This window comes from Marinobacter antarcticus (assembly GCF_900142385.1).
Lineage (GTDB): Bacteria > Pseudomonadota > Gammaproteobacteria > Pseudomonadales > Oleiphilaceae > Marinobacter > Marinobacter antarcticus.
Genome location: NZ_FRAQ01000003.1, coordinates 23,152 through 41,218, shown reverse-complemented (window position 1 = coordinate 41,218; position 18,067 = coordinate 23,152). Strand labels below are relative to the sequence as shown.

General features: G+C 55.9%; 15 protein-coding genes. 1 reads left to right on the top strand and 14 read right to left on the bottom strand.

Features of this window, described 5'->3' with window-relative positions:
• Positions 1-16: 16 nt before the first annotated feature.
• From moaC to BUA49_RS14175, 5 genes are all read right to left on the bottom strand, one after another.
• The gene (moaC, locus tag BUA49_RS14195; RefSeq protein ID WP_072799174.1) at positions 17-499 is read right to left on the bottom strand and encodes a cyclic pyranopterin monophosphate synthase MoaC; all 483 of its coding nucleotides are present in this window, start codon (positions 497-499) and stop codon (positions 17-19) included.
• 110 nt (positions 500-609) lie between these two features.
• Positions 610-1,605 carry a Nudix family hydrolase gene (locus BUA49_RS14190; protein WP_072798787.1) on the bottom strand — a complete coding sequence of 332 codons (996 nt, stop codon included), beginning with the start codon at positions 1,603-1,605 and terminating at the stop codon, positions 610-612.
• A 2-nt stretch (positions 1,606-1,607) separates the two neighbouring features.
• Complete coding sequence (gene argJ, locus BUA49_RS14185; protein ID WP_072798786.1) at positions 1,608-2,825, bottom strand: bifunctional glutamate N-acetyltransferase/amino-acid acetyltransferase ArgJ; 1,218 nt, start codon at positions 2,823-2,825, stop codon at positions 1,608-1,610.
• Between the two features lie 121 nt (positions 2,826-2,946).
• Complete coding sequence (gene secA, locus BUA49_RS14180) at positions 2,947-5,697, bottom strand: preprotein translocase subunit SecA (protein WP_072798784.1); 2,751 nt, start codon at positions 5,695-5,697, stop codon at positions 2,947-2,949.
• 187 nt (positions 5,698-5,884) lie between these two features.
• Positions 5,885-6,838 (bottom strand): M23 family metallopeptidase, encoded by a 954-nt coding sequence (locus BUA49_RS14175; protein ID WP_072798782.1) that lies wholly within the window; start codon positions 6,836-6,838, stop codon positions 5,885-5,887.
• A gap of 212 nt (positions 6,839-7,050) precedes the next feature.
• Here BUA49_RS14175 and BUA49_RS14170 point away from each other — a divergent pair, with 212 nt between their 5' ends.
• Positions 7,051-7,497: a DciA family protein gene (locus tag BUA49_RS14170; protein WP_072798780.1), complete on the top strand. Its 447-nt coding sequence runs from the start codon at positions 7,051-7,053 to the stop codon at positions 7,495-7,497.
• An 11-nt stretch (positions 7,498-7,508) separates the two neighbouring features.
• Here BUA49_RS14170 and lpxC read toward each other — a convergent pair whose 3' ends face one another.
• The 9 genes from lpxC to murD all read right to left on the bottom strand — a co-directional run bounded on the left by lpxC (position 7,509) and on the right by murD (position 18,058).
• Positions 7,509-8,426, bottom strand: coding sequence for a UDP-3-O-acyl-N-acetylglucosamine deacetylase (gene lpxC, locus BUA49_RS14165; protein WP_072799172.1), 918 nt, complete (start codon positions 8,424-8,426; stop codon positions 7,509-7,511).
• Positions 8,427-8,635: 209 nt separating this feature from the next.
• Positions 8,636-9,793: a cell division protein FtsZ gene (gene ftsZ / locus BUA49_RS14160; RefSeq protein ID WP_072798778.1), complete on the bottom strand. Its 1,158-nt coding sequence runs from the start codon at positions 9,791-9,793 to the stop codon at positions 8,636-8,638.
• Between the two features lie 96 nt (positions 9,794-9,889).
• Complete coding sequence (ftsA, locus tag BUA49_RS14155) at positions 9,890-11,125, bottom strand: cell division protein FtsA (RefSeq protein ID WP_072798777.1); 1,236 nt, start codon at positions 11,123-11,125, stop codon at positions 9,890-9,892.
• A 36-nt stretch (positions 11,126-11,161) separates the two neighbouring features.
• Positions 11,162-12,001 carry a cell division protein FtsQ/DivIB gene (locus BUA49_RS14150; RefSeq protein WP_072798775.1) on the bottom strand — a complete coding sequence of 280 codons (840 nt, stop codon included), beginning with the start codon at positions 11,999-12,001 and terminating at the stop codon, positions 11,162-11,164.
• Positions 11,994-12,959: a D-alanine--D-alanine ligase gene (locus BUA49_RS14145; RefSeq protein WP_072798773.1), complete on the bottom strand. Its 966-nt coding sequence runs from the start codon at positions 12,957-12,959 to the stop codon at positions 11,994-11,996. The genes BUA49_RS14150 and BUA49_RS14145 overlap by 8 nt, the downstream gene beginning before the upstream one ends.
• 1 nt (position 12,960) lies before the next feature.
• Complete coding sequence (gene murC / locus BUA49_RS14140) at positions 12,961-14,409, bottom strand: UDP-N-acetylmuramate--L-alanine ligase (protein ID WP_072798771.1); 1,449 nt, start codon at positions 14,407-14,409, stop codon at positions 12,961-12,963.
• Positions 14,402-15,508 carry an undecaprenyldiphospho-muramoylpentapeptide beta-N-acetylglucosaminyltransferase gene (gene murG, locus BUA49_RS14135; RefSeq protein WP_072798769.1) on the bottom strand — a complete coding sequence of 369 codons (1,107 nt, stop codon included), beginning with the start codon at positions 15,506-15,508 and terminating at the stop codon, positions 14,402-14,404. The genes murC and murG overlap by 8 nt, the downstream gene beginning before the upstream one ends.
• Positions 15,501-16,703, bottom strand: coding sequence for a putative lipid II flippase FtsW (gene ftsW / locus BUA49_RS14130; protein ID WP_072798767.1), 1,203 nt, complete (start codon positions 16,701-16,703; stop codon positions 15,501-15,503). Before ftsW ends, murG begins: the two co-directional genes overlap by 8 nt.
• Entirely contained in the window at positions 16,703-18,058 is a 1,356-nt protein-coding gene (gene murD, locus BUA49_RS14125; protein ID WP_072798765.1) for a UDP-N-acetylmuramoyl-L-alanine--D-glutamate ligase, read from the bottom strand. Before murD ends, ftsW begins: the two co-directional genes overlap by 1 nt.
• Between the last annotated feature and the right edge of the window lie 9 nt (positions 18,059-18,067).

Sequence of the window (18,067 nt, the reverse complement as noted above, 5' to 3'; positions counted from 1 at the left end):
CCATGCAGATCATGCATCACTGATTGCCAGCAACCCAGTGCCCACTACGTCCACCTTTTTTCTCCAGCAGGCGCACAGCACTGATCTCCATGCCCTTGTCGACGGCTTTGCACATGTCGTATAACGTCAGTGCTGCGATACTGGCCGCAGTCAACGCTTCCATCTCGACACCAGTCTGCCCTGAAAGCTTGCAGCGGGTCAGTATATGCACCGATGCGCCATCTGCTCCCGGGGTGAGTTCAACCTTAACCGAGGTCAGGTTCAGAGCGTGACATAACGGAATCAGGTCGTGTGTTCTCTTGGCAGCCATAATCCCGGCAATGCGTGCTACAGCCAACACATCACCCTTTGGGTGCTCCCCTTCGGTGATCATCCTTAACGTTTCACCCGCCATGTGAATCGTTGCTTCGGCGCGAGCTTCACGCTCCGTTACGGCTTTGTCCGTAACGTCCACCATGCGGGCTTCACCTTTGTCGTCAAGATGGGTCAGTTTACTCACGAAGTCTCCCAGGATGCGAATTTGAACAAATCGCCAGATCAAGTAGCGATATAGACGAAAACTCAGTCAACGAGCATATCAGAGATACCCACCAGCGCGGCTGATCATGCTCAGCTTCGTGGCCACCAGTAACAGATTCCAGCAACACCCTGGCCTCCCGACTGCCTTACCTGGTCAAGATCGGCCGGCTCGAGACCGCCCAGACCAAAGACCGGAATCGTCGAACGGGAAACCAGCTCACGGAACTGCGCCCAGCCCATGGCTGCTGCACCCGGGTGGGTTGCAGTATGCTTGACTGGACCCAGAGTCACATAATCGGCACCGATCGCAACAGCATGATCTATCTGGCGAGCATCGTGACAGGAAACTCCGAGCCAGACTCCGTCCGGCACTGGTCTTGCACCAAGCTTTTCAGCTTTGCGCCAGGGCAGATGCAGCCCCGCCGCATCCGGGTTGTCATCAAACACCGCAAGCGACCCATGAAGCATAAGGCCGGCTCCGGCAGCCTCGCAAACATCTAATGCAGACTCAGCCAGGGAACAATAGTCCGCTGCTGCCATGCCCGGCGCGCGCAACAGCACTAACCTGGCACGATCACTCTCTGACAACCCGGCTGGAAATCCGGAAAGCGCCCTGCGCAGCTGCTGGACACCCGCATCACCGGCGTGAATATCTCCAGTGATAGCTAGCAAGAAAGGCAGCCTCAGCGCCCGGATAATCGGCCGATTAGCAGCGGGAAAGTCTTCGTCGCGCAGGTTGTCAGGGCTCACCCAGTCTACGGACTGCCCTTCACGGCCATGAGCCTCACCCTGCGCCTGGTCCGTTCTCCAGACATCCAGGAACACCCGCTTGTCGCAATAATCGTGGCGAATACCAATCATGGGCTGAAGTGATTCCAGCGGTATTCGCAACCCGGTTTCCTCAGCAATCTCACGTACCAGCGCAGCCTGTACCGATTCTTCCGGCTCAACCTTACCACCCGGAAACTCCAGCAAGCCGCCCTGGTGAACATGGTCCGGTCGGCGGGCGATGAGCACTCGCCCCTCCCGGACAATAACTCCAACCGCTACATGAATCTCCCGGACATCCAAATCTCCTCTGGCCATACTTAGCTGCGATAGTCCGCGTTGATGGTGACATAGTCGTGGGAGAAGTCGCAGGTCCAGACCGTTTCGCTGATATCACCACGGTTAAGGTCAATGGCAATGGTAATCTCTTCCTGATCCATGACCGCCTGCCCGCGCTCCTCGGAATAATCCTCGGCGCGACCTCCATTCCTTACAAGACAAACGTCTCCGAGATGGATTTCCAATGCGTTAACGTCCAGATCAGCAATACCGGCCCGCCCGACCGCCGCCAGAATCCGCCCCCAGTTAGGATCAGATGCAAACAGCGCAGTTTTCACCAGGGGGGAATGAGCTACCGTGTAAGCCACGTCCAACGCCTCCTGCTGGGCAGCCGCCCCGCTAACATGAATGGTGACGAACTTGGTTGCGCCTTCGCCGTCGCGCACGATGGCGTGAGCAAGATCCAGGTAGACTTTCTTCAGCGCATCCCTTAGCGCCGGCAGATGCGGACTGTCCAGAGTGATTTCCGGGCCGTCATACTGGCCGCTGGCTATCAGCATGCAGGCGTCGTTAGTGGAGGTGTCTCCATCGATAGTGATGCGGTTGAACGATTGCTCCCCGAGTTCCGATGCCAGCGTCTGCAGTGCGTCTGACGCAATGCGGGCGTCTGTGGCAATAAAGCCCAGCATGGTGGCCATGTTGGGGCGAATCATGCCTGCGCCCTTGCTAATGCCGGAAATAGTAACTGTGTAGCCACCCAGATCAAACTTTGCGGATTCGCCCTTAGGGCGTGTGTCTGTAGTCATTATGCCGCTGGCTGCCTCAGCCCAGCGATTATCCGCAGTGCTGGCCAGGGCATCTGGCAGTGCGCTCACGATTTTCTGGACCGGCAAAGGTTCCCCAATAACACCCGTCGAGAACGGCAGCACCTCGGAGGCACTCACACCAGCCTGCTGCGCCAGTGCCTCACAACAGGCCAGCGCATCGTTCATGCCGCGTTCACCGGTTCCCGCGTTGGCGTTTCCTGTATTAATCAACAGATAACGCGGAGCTTTCTCCGCCAGATGTCTGCGGCTGAGGGTAACCGGGGCGGCACAGAACTGGTTAGTGGTAAACAACCCTGCAACCCGGCTACCTGGTGCCAACTCAAACACCACCACATCTTTGCGCCCGGGCTTTTTAATACCGGCGCTGGCGATACCCAGCCTGACACCCGCTACCGGGAAAAACTCGGGTAAGGTTCCTGGTCCAACCGCCATCCTGCCACTCCTTCTGATACTTCTTCTGAATTGAATATGCCTGAAAACGAAAAACCCGCAGTCTTCCAGTCAGCTGGTCGATTGCGGGCTCCGTACTTTCGTTCTTGCCTATGTGGCGTGGTCAGCTCACCTTGCCACAACACTGCTTGTACTTTTTGCCGGATCCGCATGGGCAAGGCTCATTGCGGCCCACCTTACGCTCCTGTCGCACGAAGGTTTCAGGCATCGTCTGCCGGGAATCTCCTGCGCCGCTGCCAGCGCCTCGACCAGCGTCACTCTGTGCTGTCGCGCTGGTCTCATCGTGGCGCAAACGCGCCTTGGCAAGCTCCTGCTCAAGCTCCTCCTTGCGGCGGCGTTCAACCTCGTCCATTTCTTCCCTGCTCTGAACCCGAACGTGACAAAGCACGCGGGTTACATCACGCTTCATGCTCTCAAGCATGGCCTCAAACATGTTGAACGCTTCCCGTTTGTACTCCTGCTTGGGGTTTTTCTGCGCATAGCCGCGCAGGTGAATACCACGGCGCAGGTGATCCATATTAGAGAGGTGTTCTTTCCACAGCGTATCCAGAACCTGCAGGAACACCTGCTTTTCGAATTTGCGCATGGACTCGGCGCCAGCCACTTCTTCCTTGGCCCGATAAGCCGCCACAATTTCGTCCAGAACTTTCTGGCGCAGGTTGTCTTCGAAAAGCTTATTATCTTCTTCCAGCCAGGTCTGGATTGGCAGGTCGATTGACATTTCCGACTGCAGCTGGGCTTCAAGACCAACCACATCCCACTGCTCGGGCATGCTCTGGGGCGGGATATGCTCGCTAATCAGCACATCAACAATATCTTCACGGATGGTATCAACCATCTCGGAGACATCCGCAGATGACATAACCTCATTGCGCTGATCGTAGATAACCGTACGCTGGTCGTTGGCAACGTCATCGTATTCAAGCAGCGTCTTACGCATGTCAAAGTTGCGCCCCTCAACCTTACGCTGAGATTTTTCAATGGCGTTTGTGACCATGCGGTGCTCAATCGCCTCGCCCTTCTTCATACCCATGGCCTGCATAAGGCTCTTAACCTTATCCGGCGCAAAGATACGCATCAGGTTATCTTCAAGGGACAGGAAGAAGCGGGAGGAACCTGGATCACCCTGTCGCCCGGCACGGCCACGCAACTGGTTATCTATACGGCGGGACTCATGGCGCTCGGTACCCACTATGTGCAGGCCACCAGCCTCCAGCACCTGGTTATGGCGCTCCGTCCATTCTGCTTTGAGGCGAGCAACCTCCTCCTCTGTGGGATTATCCAGAACAGCAACTTCGTGCTCCCAGTTGCCACCCAGCACAATATCCGTACCCCGGCCAGCCATATTGGTGGCAATGGTCACAGCGCCTGGACTGCCGGCCTGAGAAATGATCTGCGCTTCTGATTCGTGCTGCTTGGCATTAAGTATCTTGTGTTCGATACGTGCCTTTTTCAGCAGCATGGAGAGCAATTCCGATGCCTCAATAGAAGCCGTACCCACCAGAATTGGCCGCCCCTCACCGGTAACATCCTTGATCTCATCAATGATGGCGTGGAACTTCTCATCCTGGGTCAGGTAAACGAGGTCGTTGTAATCAGTTCGCTGGATCGGCTTGTTGGGCGGAATAACCACAACATCAAGACCGTAGATCTGGCGGAATTCAAAGGCTTCAGTATCAGCAGTGCCGGTCATACCGGCAAGTTTGTCGTAAAGTCGGAAATAATTCTGGAAGGTAGTTGAAGCCAGAGTCTGGCTCTCAGCCTGAATCTTCAGGCCCTCTTTGGCCTCCATCGCCTGGTGCAGGCCTTCACTCCAGCGACGGCCTGGCATGGAACGACCTGTGTGCTCGTCAACAATGACAACCTGGCCGCCCTGAACAATGTAATCCACATCTTTTTGAAACAGGTGGTGGGCACGAAGCGCAGAATGTACGTGATGCAGCAGGCTAAGATTGGCAGCAGAGTAGAGGCTTTCACCCTCTCCCAGCAATTCGCTTCTCAGCAGCAGCTCTTCAACCTTTTCATGACCCGCTTCGGTCAGTTCAACTTGGCGCGATTTTTCATCAATGGTGAAATCGCCAGAGGATTCGCCCTCCTCACTTTCCTCACCTTTTTCCAGGTTTGGGATCAGTTCGTTAATGGCCAGGTATGCTTTTGAGCTGTCTTCTGCTGCACCGGAAATGATCAGTGGCGTACGCGCTTCATCGATAAGAATGGAGTCGACTTCATCCACAATCGCATAGTAGAGGCCACGCTGCACCTTGTCGTCGGTGCTGAATGCCATGTTGTCCCGCAGGTAATCAAAGCCGAATTCGTTGTTAGTACCGTAAGTGATGTCCGCCTGATAAGCAGCGCGTTTTTCTTCCGCCGGTTGGCCGGCAACAACTACACCCACCTGCAGCCCGAGGAAGCGATAGAGTTTACCCATCCACTCCGCGTCGCGGCTGGCCAGGTAATCGTTCACGGTTACAACGTGTACGCCTTTGCCAGGCAAGGCGTTGAGATAAACGGCAGCGGTCGCGACCAGCGTTTTGCCCTCACCGGTCTTCATCTCCGCAATCCGACCCTCATGCAGAGTAACACCGCCAACTAACTGTACATCGTAGTGACGCATGCCCATAACACGTCGCCCGGCCTCACGAACAGTCGCAAAAGCTTCAGGCAACAGCGCATCCAGGCTCTCGCCTTCATCGAGCCGGCGACGGAACTCAGCCGTCTTGCCCTGTAACTCGGAGTCCACCAGATTGCCAAACTGCTCTTCAAGCTCATTAACACGCAAGGCGAGCTTGCGCATTCTCTTGATTTCTCGGGCATTTTTACTGCCGAACATCTTGGTTGCAAACTTTGAGAACATAGACCACTGCTTCTTTGATTAAACGGAGGAAGCCGGCATTCTAACCTTATTTTGTAACAGTACAAAAGGCAGGGCTCACATAGCCAACGTTCCAGGGCTATGCTGTGCCAAATACCGGGGGTGGGTAACGAACCTGATGAAACTGGCGGAAACAGGGCAAGTGTCGTGTCAGGCGAAACCTGAAATCCTAGCGACTGGCTCTCTTGATATAGGTTTCCGGATTCTCACTTTTTCCGTTCCGAATGACTTCAAAGTGAACGTGAGGCCCAGTGGAGCGGCCGGTGCTCCCCATTAGCGCAAGCACTTGTCCCTTCTGGATTACATCACCCACGCTGACCTTGATCGCTTTACAGTGCGCATAGCGGGTAACCAATCCATCACCATGATCAATCTCCACCAGATTGCCATAGCCATGACGCTCGTCCGCGTAAGATACGACCCCACCAGCTACAGAGATAATATCACTGCCGTCCTTACCCGCAAGATCGACTCCTGCGTGCCAGGTACGCTTTCCGGTAAACGGATCGGAGCGGTAGCCATAACGTGAAGAAAGCCAGCCCCAAGTGATCGGACGACCTTCCAGATACAGCTCATCTTCCAGCTTCTGACGGGAGGAAACCTGATCCAGCAGCCGCAGTTGCTGCTCACGATCCTGCATCTTCAGCTCCAGCTCGTCGATCATCCGGGTCAGCTCGGGCGCCGAGAATGAATCAGCAGAAAGTGAATCCTCAGGACCACCCACAGCCGCCGGCTGACTAAAATCGAATTCATCGCTGGCAACAAGGCCAGATTCCACGAAGCGCTGGCCCAATGCATCGAGGCGCAACAACCTACCCTGAATATCGCCAAGGCGCAGTGTCAGTGCATCTACCTGATCCTGAACATTTTGCTGCAGCCCGGCCAGTTCTGCTTTCTGTTCGCCAAGCTTGCTTTGCCACTCGGCTACAAGCTCAGAGTCTGAAGGCTCCCTGGCTTCTGCCTGGCCTACCGCGACGCTGTATCCGCCCCAGGCTGCTACAATAAGCAATGCAGCTACAAAAAGTACCAGACCAAAAGTAATCGTACCGTTCAGAGCGAACACACGAGACGCTCCGTGGCGCTTACCGACAAGAATGATGTTCATATTATCTTCTGGTTTCATCGATGAGCTGCAACCGTGTCCTTTAGTTCTGCAGCTCGGAATGTTCCGAGTGGGTCTGCCATCCTTAGCAACAACTACGTACTGATAAATCGCAGCGCTCGGTAGACATACTCATTTACAACAAGGTAAAACAAGAGCAGCCCGGGCACTACGCATGAAACGTGCAGAAGTGTAACCAATCGTTATCGCGGCCGTCGAGATAAAAACGCCTTATGAAGCGAAGAAATGAGCAAAAAATGACCTTCGACAACTTGGGTAGGACCCCCGTTTTGCGAGAATTGGTGGCAAAGGCCAATACGCACCGCAAGGCAGAAGAACAGGTTATAGCCTCGTTACCGCCAGCGCTGGCGCCAGGTACCCGGTTTGTCTGCTGTCTGGAGGGGGAACTGACTCTCTCGGCAGAGAGCGCAGGAAAGGCCAGCCAGATCCGTTTTCGCCAGCACGAGATCATGGAAAAATTGCGTGAGAACGAACTGTTCCGTTTTGTATGGAAGCTCAAAGTAAAAGTGGCACCACCACGGTTTAATGAAAAACCGCCAGCGAAAAAAATGCCTTTGAGTAAAGAAAATGCCCAGCTCCTCAGAGAAGAAGCCGGGCACACGAAGGATAAAAAACTACGCGAGGTTCTCGAAAAACTCGCAAGCCACGTCCGGGATTAGGGCATCCAGCCTTAAGCCGGCACCGCCAGCACGGGCTTCATGTAGGAGATAGGCGCGGCTTCTTCGTTATCAAACGTAACCACTTCCCATGCATCCTCTTCAGCCCTGAGCTTGCGCAGCAGCTTATTATTCAAATCGTGACCGGACTTGATACCACGGAACTCGCCAATCAGGCTGTTGCCTAACAGGTACAGATCTCCGATCGCGTCCAGTACTTTGTGTTTGACGAACTCGTCCTCATAACGAAGACCGTCTTCGTTCAGGATCTTGTAATCGTCTACCACAATGGCGTTGTCCACGCTTCCACCCAGCGCCAGATTCATCGCCCGCAGCTTTTCAATATCACGCATAAACCCGAAAGTCCGTGCGCGGCTGACTTCCTTCACGAAAGACGTGCTTGAAAAATCAACGGTCGCGGTCTGGGCACGGCCTTTGAACACAGGGTGATCAAAGTCTATGCCAAAGCTCACCTTGAAGCCTTCGAACGGCAGGAAGGTTGCCTTCTTGTCGCCCTCTTCAATGGTCACTTCCCGCTTGATGCGAATGAATCGCTTCGCAGCTTCCTGCTCGGCAATGCCGGCAGACTGCAGCAGAAAGACAAACGGACCGGCAGAGCCGTCCATGATTGGCACTTCTGCAGCGCTCAATTCAACAAAGCAGTTGTCGATACCGAGACCAGCCATGGCTGACAGAAGATGCTCAACTGTTGCCACGCGGACACCGTTTTTTACCAGCGTCGTGGACAGCATGGTCTCACCCACATTTTCAGCACAGGCAAGGATTTCGACCGCAGGGTCGAGATCTGTGCGCCGGAAAATGATTCCCGAATCTACCGGAGCTGCCTTCAGGGTAAGGTAAACCTTTTCACCCGAATGCAGCCCGATCCCGGTAGCACGGATCGTGTTTTTTAGTGTCCGTTGTCTGATCATCGGTTCGTTGTTCCGTAAAAAATGGCGATATTCAAAGCAAAAATCTGGGCGCAGAATATCAAAAAATACGTCTGAGTACCATTTGCCCAACCTGACATTGCCTGAAATTCATGCAATATCAGCCATTGGCTGTCAGCGCTTTATTATCCGGCTTTCTGGTCTATCTCTGCAGATATGAACCAGCACCGGATGTCGATTGCAACATATTATCAGTCAGCCTGCCTGCGAAGGAATGCGGGAATATCGAGATAGTCGACTCCCTGCTCTTCGCTTTCTTTGCTCTGGTCAACCGCCACATTACCGCGTGATACCGCACGACGACGCAGGATTGCAGGGCGATCCAGCTGGTTGTAATCCGTCGTGCCATCCAGAGTACGTGTGTTATCAACCACTTTTGTCGGCTTTTCACGATCTCCGCCAAGCCCTGTTGCAACAACGGTTACCTTCAGCTCGTCGGTCATGTCCGGGTCAATAACAGTACCTACGACCACTGTGGCAGAGTCAGATGCAAACTCACGCACAATATCGCCAACTTCAGAGAATTCGCCCAGGTTGAGGTCCATACCGGCGGTGATGTTGACCAGAATACCTTTGGCACCCTGCAGGTTGACATCTTCCAGCAGCGGGCTGCGAATAGCGGCTTCTGCTGCTTCACGCGCGCGGTTCTCGCCTGTGGCGCGAGCAGTACCCATCATTGCCATACCCATCTCAGACATAACCGTCTTCACGTCGGCAAAGTCGACGTTGATCATGCCGTTACGGGTAATCAGATCAGCAATACCCTGAACCGCACCGAGCAGAACATCATTGGCAGCAGCAAAAGCGTCCAGCAGACTGGTCTTTTTACCCAGAACAGCGAGCAGCTTTTCATTCGGAATCGTAATCAGAGAATCAACGGTCTCCTCCAGCTCCTTGAGCCCCGACTCCGCAATACTCATCCGCTTGCCACCTTCAAAATTGAAAGGTTTAGTCACCACGGCAACGGTCAGTATGCCCATTTCCCGCGCAACTTCGGCAACTACCGGTGCTGCACCTGTACCGGTACCGCCACCCATACCAGCGGTGATAAACACCATATCCGCGCCCTTGATGGCTTCGGCGATACGATCGCGGTCCTCCAGAGCGGACTGGCGGCCAATCTCTGGATTTGCCCCGGCACCCAGTCCTTTCGTGATGTTGCCACCCAGCTGGATGATCTGACGCGCATCCATATCAGCCAGTGCCTGGGCATCTGTGTTGGCGCAGATGAAATCTACACCTTCAATGTCACTGTTCAGCATGTGACGCACGGCGTTACCGCCACCGCCGCCAACACCGACTACCTTTATGACAGCGTTTTGTTGGACATTATCGACAAGTTCAAACATTCCCCTTCTCCTTCGTGCTGTTTTCAGCCTTGTTTCAGGCTGTTTATTCGAGATTGTATTTTCGAGATACCTTCGTTTACTGCCTGCCCGGAACCGTCAGAAATGACCGGTAAACCAGGCCTTCATGCGCTCAAACAGCGAGGGTGCATCTTCACCCTTGAGCACCGGTGCCCGGCCAAGATCCATCTGCCGGAAACCATGAATCAATAACCCGACGCCGGTGGCGTAGATGGGGTTATTAACAACTTCTGTCATGCCGGAGACTGCGTGCGGGCACGCCAGCCGAACCGGCATATGGAAGATTTCTTCAGCCAACTCCACCACACCTTCCATGGTGGAGGCGCCGCCTGTAATCACGATGCCCGCCGGAATCAGATCCTCAAAACCTGAACGACGCAGCTCTGACTGCACGAGGGTAAACAGCTCCTCGTAGCGCGGCTCAACAACCTCCGCCAGCGCCTGACGCGAAAGATCACGAGGCGCACGATCGCCAACGCTGGGCACCTTGATGGTTTCATCAGCGCCAGCCAATTGCGTCAAGGCACAGGCGTATTTGATCTTGATCTCTTCGGCGTTCTGCGTGGGTGTGCGCAGCGCCATAGCGATGTCGTTGGTAACCTGATCCCCGGCGATGGGGATAACCGCCGTGTGGCGGATAGCACCGCCAGTAAACACGGCGATGTCCGTGGTACCGCCCCCCATGTCCACAACGCAGACACCCAGCTCCTTTTCGTCCTCGGTGAGGATCGCGTGACTGGAGGCCAACTGCTCCAGAATGATGTCGTCGGCCTCGAGACCACAGCGGCGAATGCATTTTTCAATGTTCTGAGCTGCGTTGACGGCACAGGTCACCAGATGCACCTTCGCCTCCAGGCGCACGCCGGACATACCCATGGGCTCCTTGATCCCTTCCTGACTATCAATCACAAATTCCTGCGGCAAAATATGCAGGATTTTCTGATCCGCAGGGATGGCGACGGCCTGTGCCGCATCAATAACCCGGTCGATATCCGCCTGGGTTACTTCCCGATCGCGGATGGCCACAATGCCATGGGAGTTGAGGCTCTTGATGTGGCTGCCTGCAATCCCCGCATATACTGAGTGAATGCGGCAACCTGCCATCAGCTCGGCTTCCTCAACCGCGCGCTGGATCGCCTGAACCGTGGTTTCAATATTGACCACCACGCCGCGCTTCAGCCCCCGGGATGGGTGGGAACCAATACCCACCACCTCAATGGTTCCGTCCATCTTGCGTTTGCCGACGATCGCAACCACCTTCGAGGTTCCGATATCGAGGCCGACAATCATGTTTTCCGTTTCAACCGATGACATGTGATCCACCAAACCGTAGGTCTGAATTTACTGTGTCTATGTTTTCGGGCCGGAAGCAGCCTGGGCTGGCTTCCATTGAACCGCTACACCATTGGTGTAGCGGGCATCTACCCGGCTAACTTCGTCCGACCGTGATACAAGCCGGTTTTCATACACCGTGATAAAGCGCTCAAAGCGCTTCGCGACCTGATCCCGGCCGAGTACCACTTCGATTCCGTTTGAGAGACGAAGGGTCCAAGCCCCTCGCCGCTCCAGTGCCAGCCCGGAAAATCCCAGGCCGTGTTCCACCAATTTGTCACTCATGGTCCGGGCCATGCTGATCACATCACGCACCCGCTCATCAGGCCCGGAAAGCTGCGGCAAACGCCCTGCCACTTCCGGATTAGGCGGCATAAACAGCTCCCCGGTTCGACTGACCAAGCGACCGTCGTTCCAGTAGGCCAGCGGCTTTTTCTCCCGAATGTTGATTTCCAGGCGATCCGGCCATACCCGACGTACCGCTACTGTCTCAACCCAGGGGCGCTTCTCGAGGTCGGCTTTGATGTCCGAAAGATCCGTCGAAAAAAAGCTTTTGCCAATCCAGTTCCCCGCCTGACGCTCAATGGCAACGCGGCTGTCGCCGACAAATTCGCCGTTCATATCAATGGCCAGAATTTGCTGATCCATGGCACCCAACACCTTGCCCGCGGCCCAGGGCATCAGGCCCGCCGCCAGCAGAATCGCAATGCCCATACCGGCCTGCAGCCAGGGTACGGCAGCCAGCACCGCCTTCAACACGCCAAACCGGTCCTTCTCCGGCCCGAGGGAGGTTGCTCCCCGGCGCCGGGGAGGCTCGGACGGTATCGCCCGGCTCCGGATCAGCAGTGTTTCAAGCATTGGCATCCTCCAGCGTGTCGCGGAGAATCCGCACAACCAGTTCTTCAAAGCTGATACCGGCGGCTCTCGCAGACATGGGCACGAGGCTGTGATCGGTCATGCCCGGTACGGTATTCACTTCCAGAAGCCAGAACTCGCCATCTTTGTCCTGCATGATGTCTACCCGGCCCCAAGTGCGACACCCCAATACCCGAAAAGCTTCAAGCGCAAGGTTCTGTAATCGCACTTCATCCTGAGGCGCCAAGCCGCAGGGGATTCTGTAGCGGGTGTCATCAGCCAGGTATTTCGCGTCATAGTCGTAGAACACGTGATCCGTACTCAGCCCTATGGCCGGCAGCGCGCTGTCCTGCAGCAGGCTGACCGTATATTCCGGCCCCTCTATCCACTCTTCCACCAGCACCAGGTTGTCTAGCGCGGCGGCAGCCTCGAAGGCCTCAGCCAGTTCGGTGGCAGTATTCACTTTACGGATTCCGATACTGGAACCTTCCCGGGACGGCTTGACGCTCAGTGGCGGGCGAAGTTCCCGAACAATCTGAGCAGCCTCATTCGGGGCCGACATGGTTCTGAACTTCGGTGTCGGCAGACCGCAGCCAGCAAACACGTATTTTGTGCGCAGCTTGTCCATCGCCAGAGCCGAAGCCAACACTTCGCTGCCGGTATAGGGAATTCCTGCCTGGGACAGAATTGCCTGCAGCGTTCCGTCTTCACCGCCGCGACCGTGCAGGGCGATGAAAACCCGGTCGAACTTCGGGTTTTCTACCGTTTTCAGCAGACAGCCCTGAACATCCATGGCAAAGGCATCGACACCCGCGGATACCAGAGCTGCAAGAACCGCCTTGCCGCTTTTGAGAGAAACATCGCGCTCGGCAGAGTCTCCCCCCATAAACACAGCCACACGCCCCAACGCCCGAACCACCTCTGGCTCGGCCTGATACGCTGGGATCCCCGGATGCTGCATATCACTCACCTGAAAGTACTCCTGCTGCTGCCAACCTATTCGCCACGCCGCCGATGTCGCCGGCACCCTGTGTAATCAAGAGGTCACCGTCTTGTAGCACACTGCCGAGCAAGCTCTCGATTTCGCGGTTGTCTTCTACAAACACCGGCTCCACTTTGCCGCGCTGCCGTATGCTGCGGCATAGTGCACGTCCATCTGCGCCGGGAATCGCCGGCTCACCAGCGGAGTAAACATCCATCAGTAACAGGCCATCGACTTCCGACAGAACCCGCACAAAATCTTCATACAGATCTCGGGTACGGGTGAACCGATGGGGCTGATACAACATCACCAGTCGTCGCCCCGGCCAGGCATCATGAGCTGCACGAATCACAGCCTCGACCTCAGTCGGATGATGTCCATAGTCATCCACCAAGGTAACCGTACCGCCCTTAGGCGTTTTATAATCCCCATTGACCTGAAAGCGCCGGCCGACACCCGCGAAAGCCGCCAGGCCCTGGCAGATGGCTTCGTCCGCAACACCCTCATCAGTGGCGACCGCAATTACCGCGAGCGCATTCAGCACGTTATGACGCCCGGGCATTTTCAGCTCTACGGTTAAATCGCTGCGCCCGCCGGGACGCTTCACCAGAAAGTGGGTTCTCAGGCCGTCTGTTACGATCTTCTCGGCACGATAATCTGCATCGGGATTGCTGATGCCATAGGTGATAATCGCTCTCGATATCCGAGGGATAATCTCCTGTACATAGTCATCATCAACGCACATAACAGCCACGCCATAAAACGGCAGGTTGTGGAGAAAATCCACAAAGGTCTGCTTGAGTTTTTCAACGTCGCCGTCATAGGTATCCATGTGGTCGGCTTCGATGTTCGTGACCACAGAAATCACTGGCGTCAGGTGCAAGAAAGAGGCATCGCTCTCATCCGCCTCTGCCACCAGATAGCGGGAACCGCCCAGCTTGGCGTTGGTACCCGCGCTGTTCAACTTGCCACCGATCACAAAGGTAGGATCAAGCCCTGCTTCACCAAGCACCGAAGCGATCAGGCTGGTGGTCGTGGTCTTTCCATGGGTTCCGGCCACGGCAATGCCGTGACGGTAACGCATAATCTCTGCCAGCATCTCGGCACGAGGCACAATGGGAACCCGCCGAATGCGGGCCGAAGCCACTTCAGGGTTATCGGAACCTACCGCCGAAGACACTACAACCACGTCGGCTTTAGCGCTGTTTTCTTCCCGGTGACCAATCTGAACCTCAATGCCCATGGCCTTGAGACGATCGGTTACCGCACCTTCTTTCAGGTCTGATCCTGAGATGTCATAACCCTGATTTTTCAGCACCTCTGCGATACCACTCATGCCGGCGCCACCGATACCCACAAAGTGGATGTGACGAATCCGGCGCATTTCCGGTACCTGAAAAACAAGCGGCGGATTGGTTATATCAGCCATTAGCAGCCTCCAGACAGTAATTCACGACTCTCTCCGTTGCGTCGGGACGAGCCAGCGTGCGTGCAGCCTTTGCCATATCCATGACCCGGGCGCGATCCCTGGCAAGGTCGCCCAGGGTTTCAGCCAGCACAGCCGGCGTGAGCCGTGACTGTGGTATCAGTACGGCCGCCTTGGCATTCACCATTTGTTGGCCGTTCTTCGTTTGATGGTCATCCACCGCGTGAGGGAATGGCACAAGCACCGCTCCAACACCTGCCGCACAAAGCTCGGAAACAGTCAGTGCACCCGCGCGGCACAACACGATATCGGCCCAGCTGTATGCCTCCGCCATATCTTTAATAAACGGCTCAACATCGGCATTGACTCCCTGCTGTTCATAAGAGGCACGCGCCGCTTCAAGATGCTTTTCACCACACTGATGACGAACCTGCGGCCGCTCCTGTTCGGACAACATTGCCAGGGCTTCCGGCACCAGCTGATTGAATACCTGGGCACCCAGACTGCCCCCCACCACCAGAATACGCAGCGGGTTATTCTCTTCACCAGGCTCGATCGAGCGCCCGGCCATTCTCTGCTCCGGTGCCGGCAGAGTCGCCAGATCTTCGCGTACCGGGTTGCCGGTGCACCGTGTAATCACATCTGTACCAAAGCTTCCCGGGAAGGCTTCAAGCACCGTTTTCGCAAACCGTACGAGAATGCGGTTGGTCATTCCGGCGATGGCATTCTGCTCGTGAATCACCAGGGGCGTTCGTGTAAGCCATGCCGCCAAACCGCCAGGGCCAGTCACAAACCCGCCCATGCCAACCACGCAATCCGGGCGGATCCGACGCATGATCGTGAAGGCCTCACCCAATGCCCGCATCAGGCGGAACGGCGCCATGATCAGAGCCAGCTTGCCTTTGCCCCTGAGCCCGGAGATATGAATCAGCGACAACGGAATACCGGTGTCACCAATCAATCGCTCCTCCATGCCTCCGCTGGCGCCCAGCCAGTGTACTTCGTGCCCTTTGGCTTCAAGCGCCCGGGCCGTAGCCAGCGCAGGGAACACATGCCCACCTGTACCTCCGGCCATCATCAGAAACCGGCGCGATTCAGTCATAACGCGCTCCTCCCCGCTTACGCGGGGCGGTCTTTTCCGTAGCCTGCTTTTCCTTATCCAGCCTCTCCATCTCAACCCTGGCCAGAATCCCGATACAAACACAGCTGATCATCAGGCTGGAGCCGCCATAGCTCACCAAAGGCAATGTTAATCCCTTGGTGGGCAGCAACCCGGTGCTGACCGCCATATTGATACCTGCCTGCAAACCGATCAGCAGAGTAATGCCGTAGGCAAAGCAGGCACCAAACGGCATGTCGGCCTTCTCGGCGCGACGGGCAATCACAAAACCAGTTACAACCAGTACCGTAAACAGTCCGAGCACAAGCAATGAGCCCAGCAGCCCGAATTCTTCAGCGATAATCGCGAAAATAAAATCGGTGTGGGCTTCTGGCAGAAAGAACAACTTCTGTATCGAGTTGCCCAGGCCGACGCCTGCCCATTCGCCTCGCCCGAATGCAATCAGCGACTGGGTTAACTGATATCCGGTATCAAACTGATCTTTCCAGGGATCGAGATAGCTCACCACGCGCTTCAGGCGATAGGGCTGGGTCAGGATCAGAACGACGCCAATCACCACCAGAGTCGCGATCAGTGGAACAAACCGGCTAAGGCGCACGCCGCTCAGGAAAATCATGCCCGCTGCCGCTGTAACCAGAACCACCGTGGCCCCGAAGTCGGGCTGGATAACCAAAAGCACAGACGCCACACCCAGAACCGCCAGGGGCTTTAGAAAACCCGGCCAGGTGTTCAGCAATTCATCACGCCGACGGACCACGTATCCGGCCAGGTAGGCAATCAGGCACAGCTTTGCCACCTCCGACACTTGTACATTGAACAGACCAAACGGTATCCAGCGCGTTGAGCCATTAACCGTGCGGCCCAAGGGTGTAAGAACAAGCACCAGAACCAGCAGGCCTATACCGAGCAACAACCAGCCGCTGCGCTCCCACCAGGCTACCGGCACGTTGACCGCTACCAGCGCGAGCATGGAGCCCATAACGGCGAACATGAGCTGGCGAATCACATAGTGGTAACCATTGCCCATGGTTTCTACCGCCATATCCATGGAGGCTGAGGAAATCATCACAATCCCGATGATCAGCAGAGCAACCGAGCTGAGAACCAGGGTCGACAGCGGCTGAATTTCGCCCAACCACTGAGTTCGTGGGGATACTGCTGACAGTCCTGCCTGCATCAGAGCGACTCCCCAAGCGACTGAACCAATGCGCGGAACTGATCACCGCGATCAATATAATCCCGGAACATATCGAAGCTCGCGCAAGCGGGGGAGAACAGAACGCGATCTCCTTCCAGCGCAAGTTCCGTAGATTTTTCTACCGCCTCCGCCAGAGTTGCGGCACGGTAAACCGGAAGGTCGAAGCCGACAGCTTCGGCAATGCGATCCGCATCACACCCGATCAATACCACTGCGCGGCAACAGGCTCTGACCGGCGCAGCCAGATCAGAAAATTCAGCGCCTTTGCCCTCGCCACCTGCAATCAGCACTATTTTCCCGTCGCCTTCGGGGGCCAGACTTTCTATGGCCGCCACGGTGGCCCCGACATTCGTACCTTTGGAGTCGTTGATATAATCGACACCTTTAAGCCTGCATATGAACTCACACCGGTGCGGCAGACCGCTGAATTCCCGGGCGGCATTCACCATGGCGTCCATTGGAAGCCCGACTGCCCGACCTAATGCCAGTGCCGCCATCACGTTACTGAGGTTGTGCCAGCCCATCAGCTTCAGATCCGCGGCGTTCAGAAGGCTATCGAACCCGAAAGTCAGCCAAAGGCCCTGATCGTCTTCCCGGGTACTGAAGGTGTTCGGATTGACGCGATGGAATCCAAAACAGAGAAACCGTAAATTATCCCGCTCCATGGGCGTGCTCAGAGCATCGTCCAGATTCACAATGGCGTTCTGACAGCCACGGAAAATTCTCTGCTTGGCCTGAAAATAAGCCATCTTGTCCGGATAGCGATCCAGATGGTCATCACTGACGTTCAGTACCGTTGCCGCCAACGCATTCAGTTCTGCTGTGGTTTCCAGCTGGAAGCTGGAAAGTTCAAGTACATACAGCTCGGCACCACGGCCCAGCAAATCCAGAGCCGGAACTCCGATGTTTCCGCCGATCTCGACCTTGCGGCCTGCCGCCCGAGCCATCTCACCCAGCAGCGTAGTGACGGTGGTCTTGCCATTGGAACCGGTTATAGCCACAACCGGCGCATCGGCAGCCTCAGCGAACAGATCGATATCGCCCCGGATGCGCGCGCCCTGCCCAGCGGCATGGGCAATGGCGGGTTCAGCGATGCTGATACCCGGGCTTACGATCAGCTCATTGAAGCCGGCAAACAGCTCCTGATCAAACGGCCCCAGGTGAACAGGGATATCCGGCCACCCGGCACGCAGGTCATCCAGACACGGAGGCGCTTCGCGGCTGTCAGCCACCGCAATCTCACGCCCCTGTGCAGACAGATAGCGCACGCAGGCGAGCCCGGTTTTACCGAGCCCTACTACCAGTGTGCGACGATCTGACGTGATGACACTCATAATCGATCC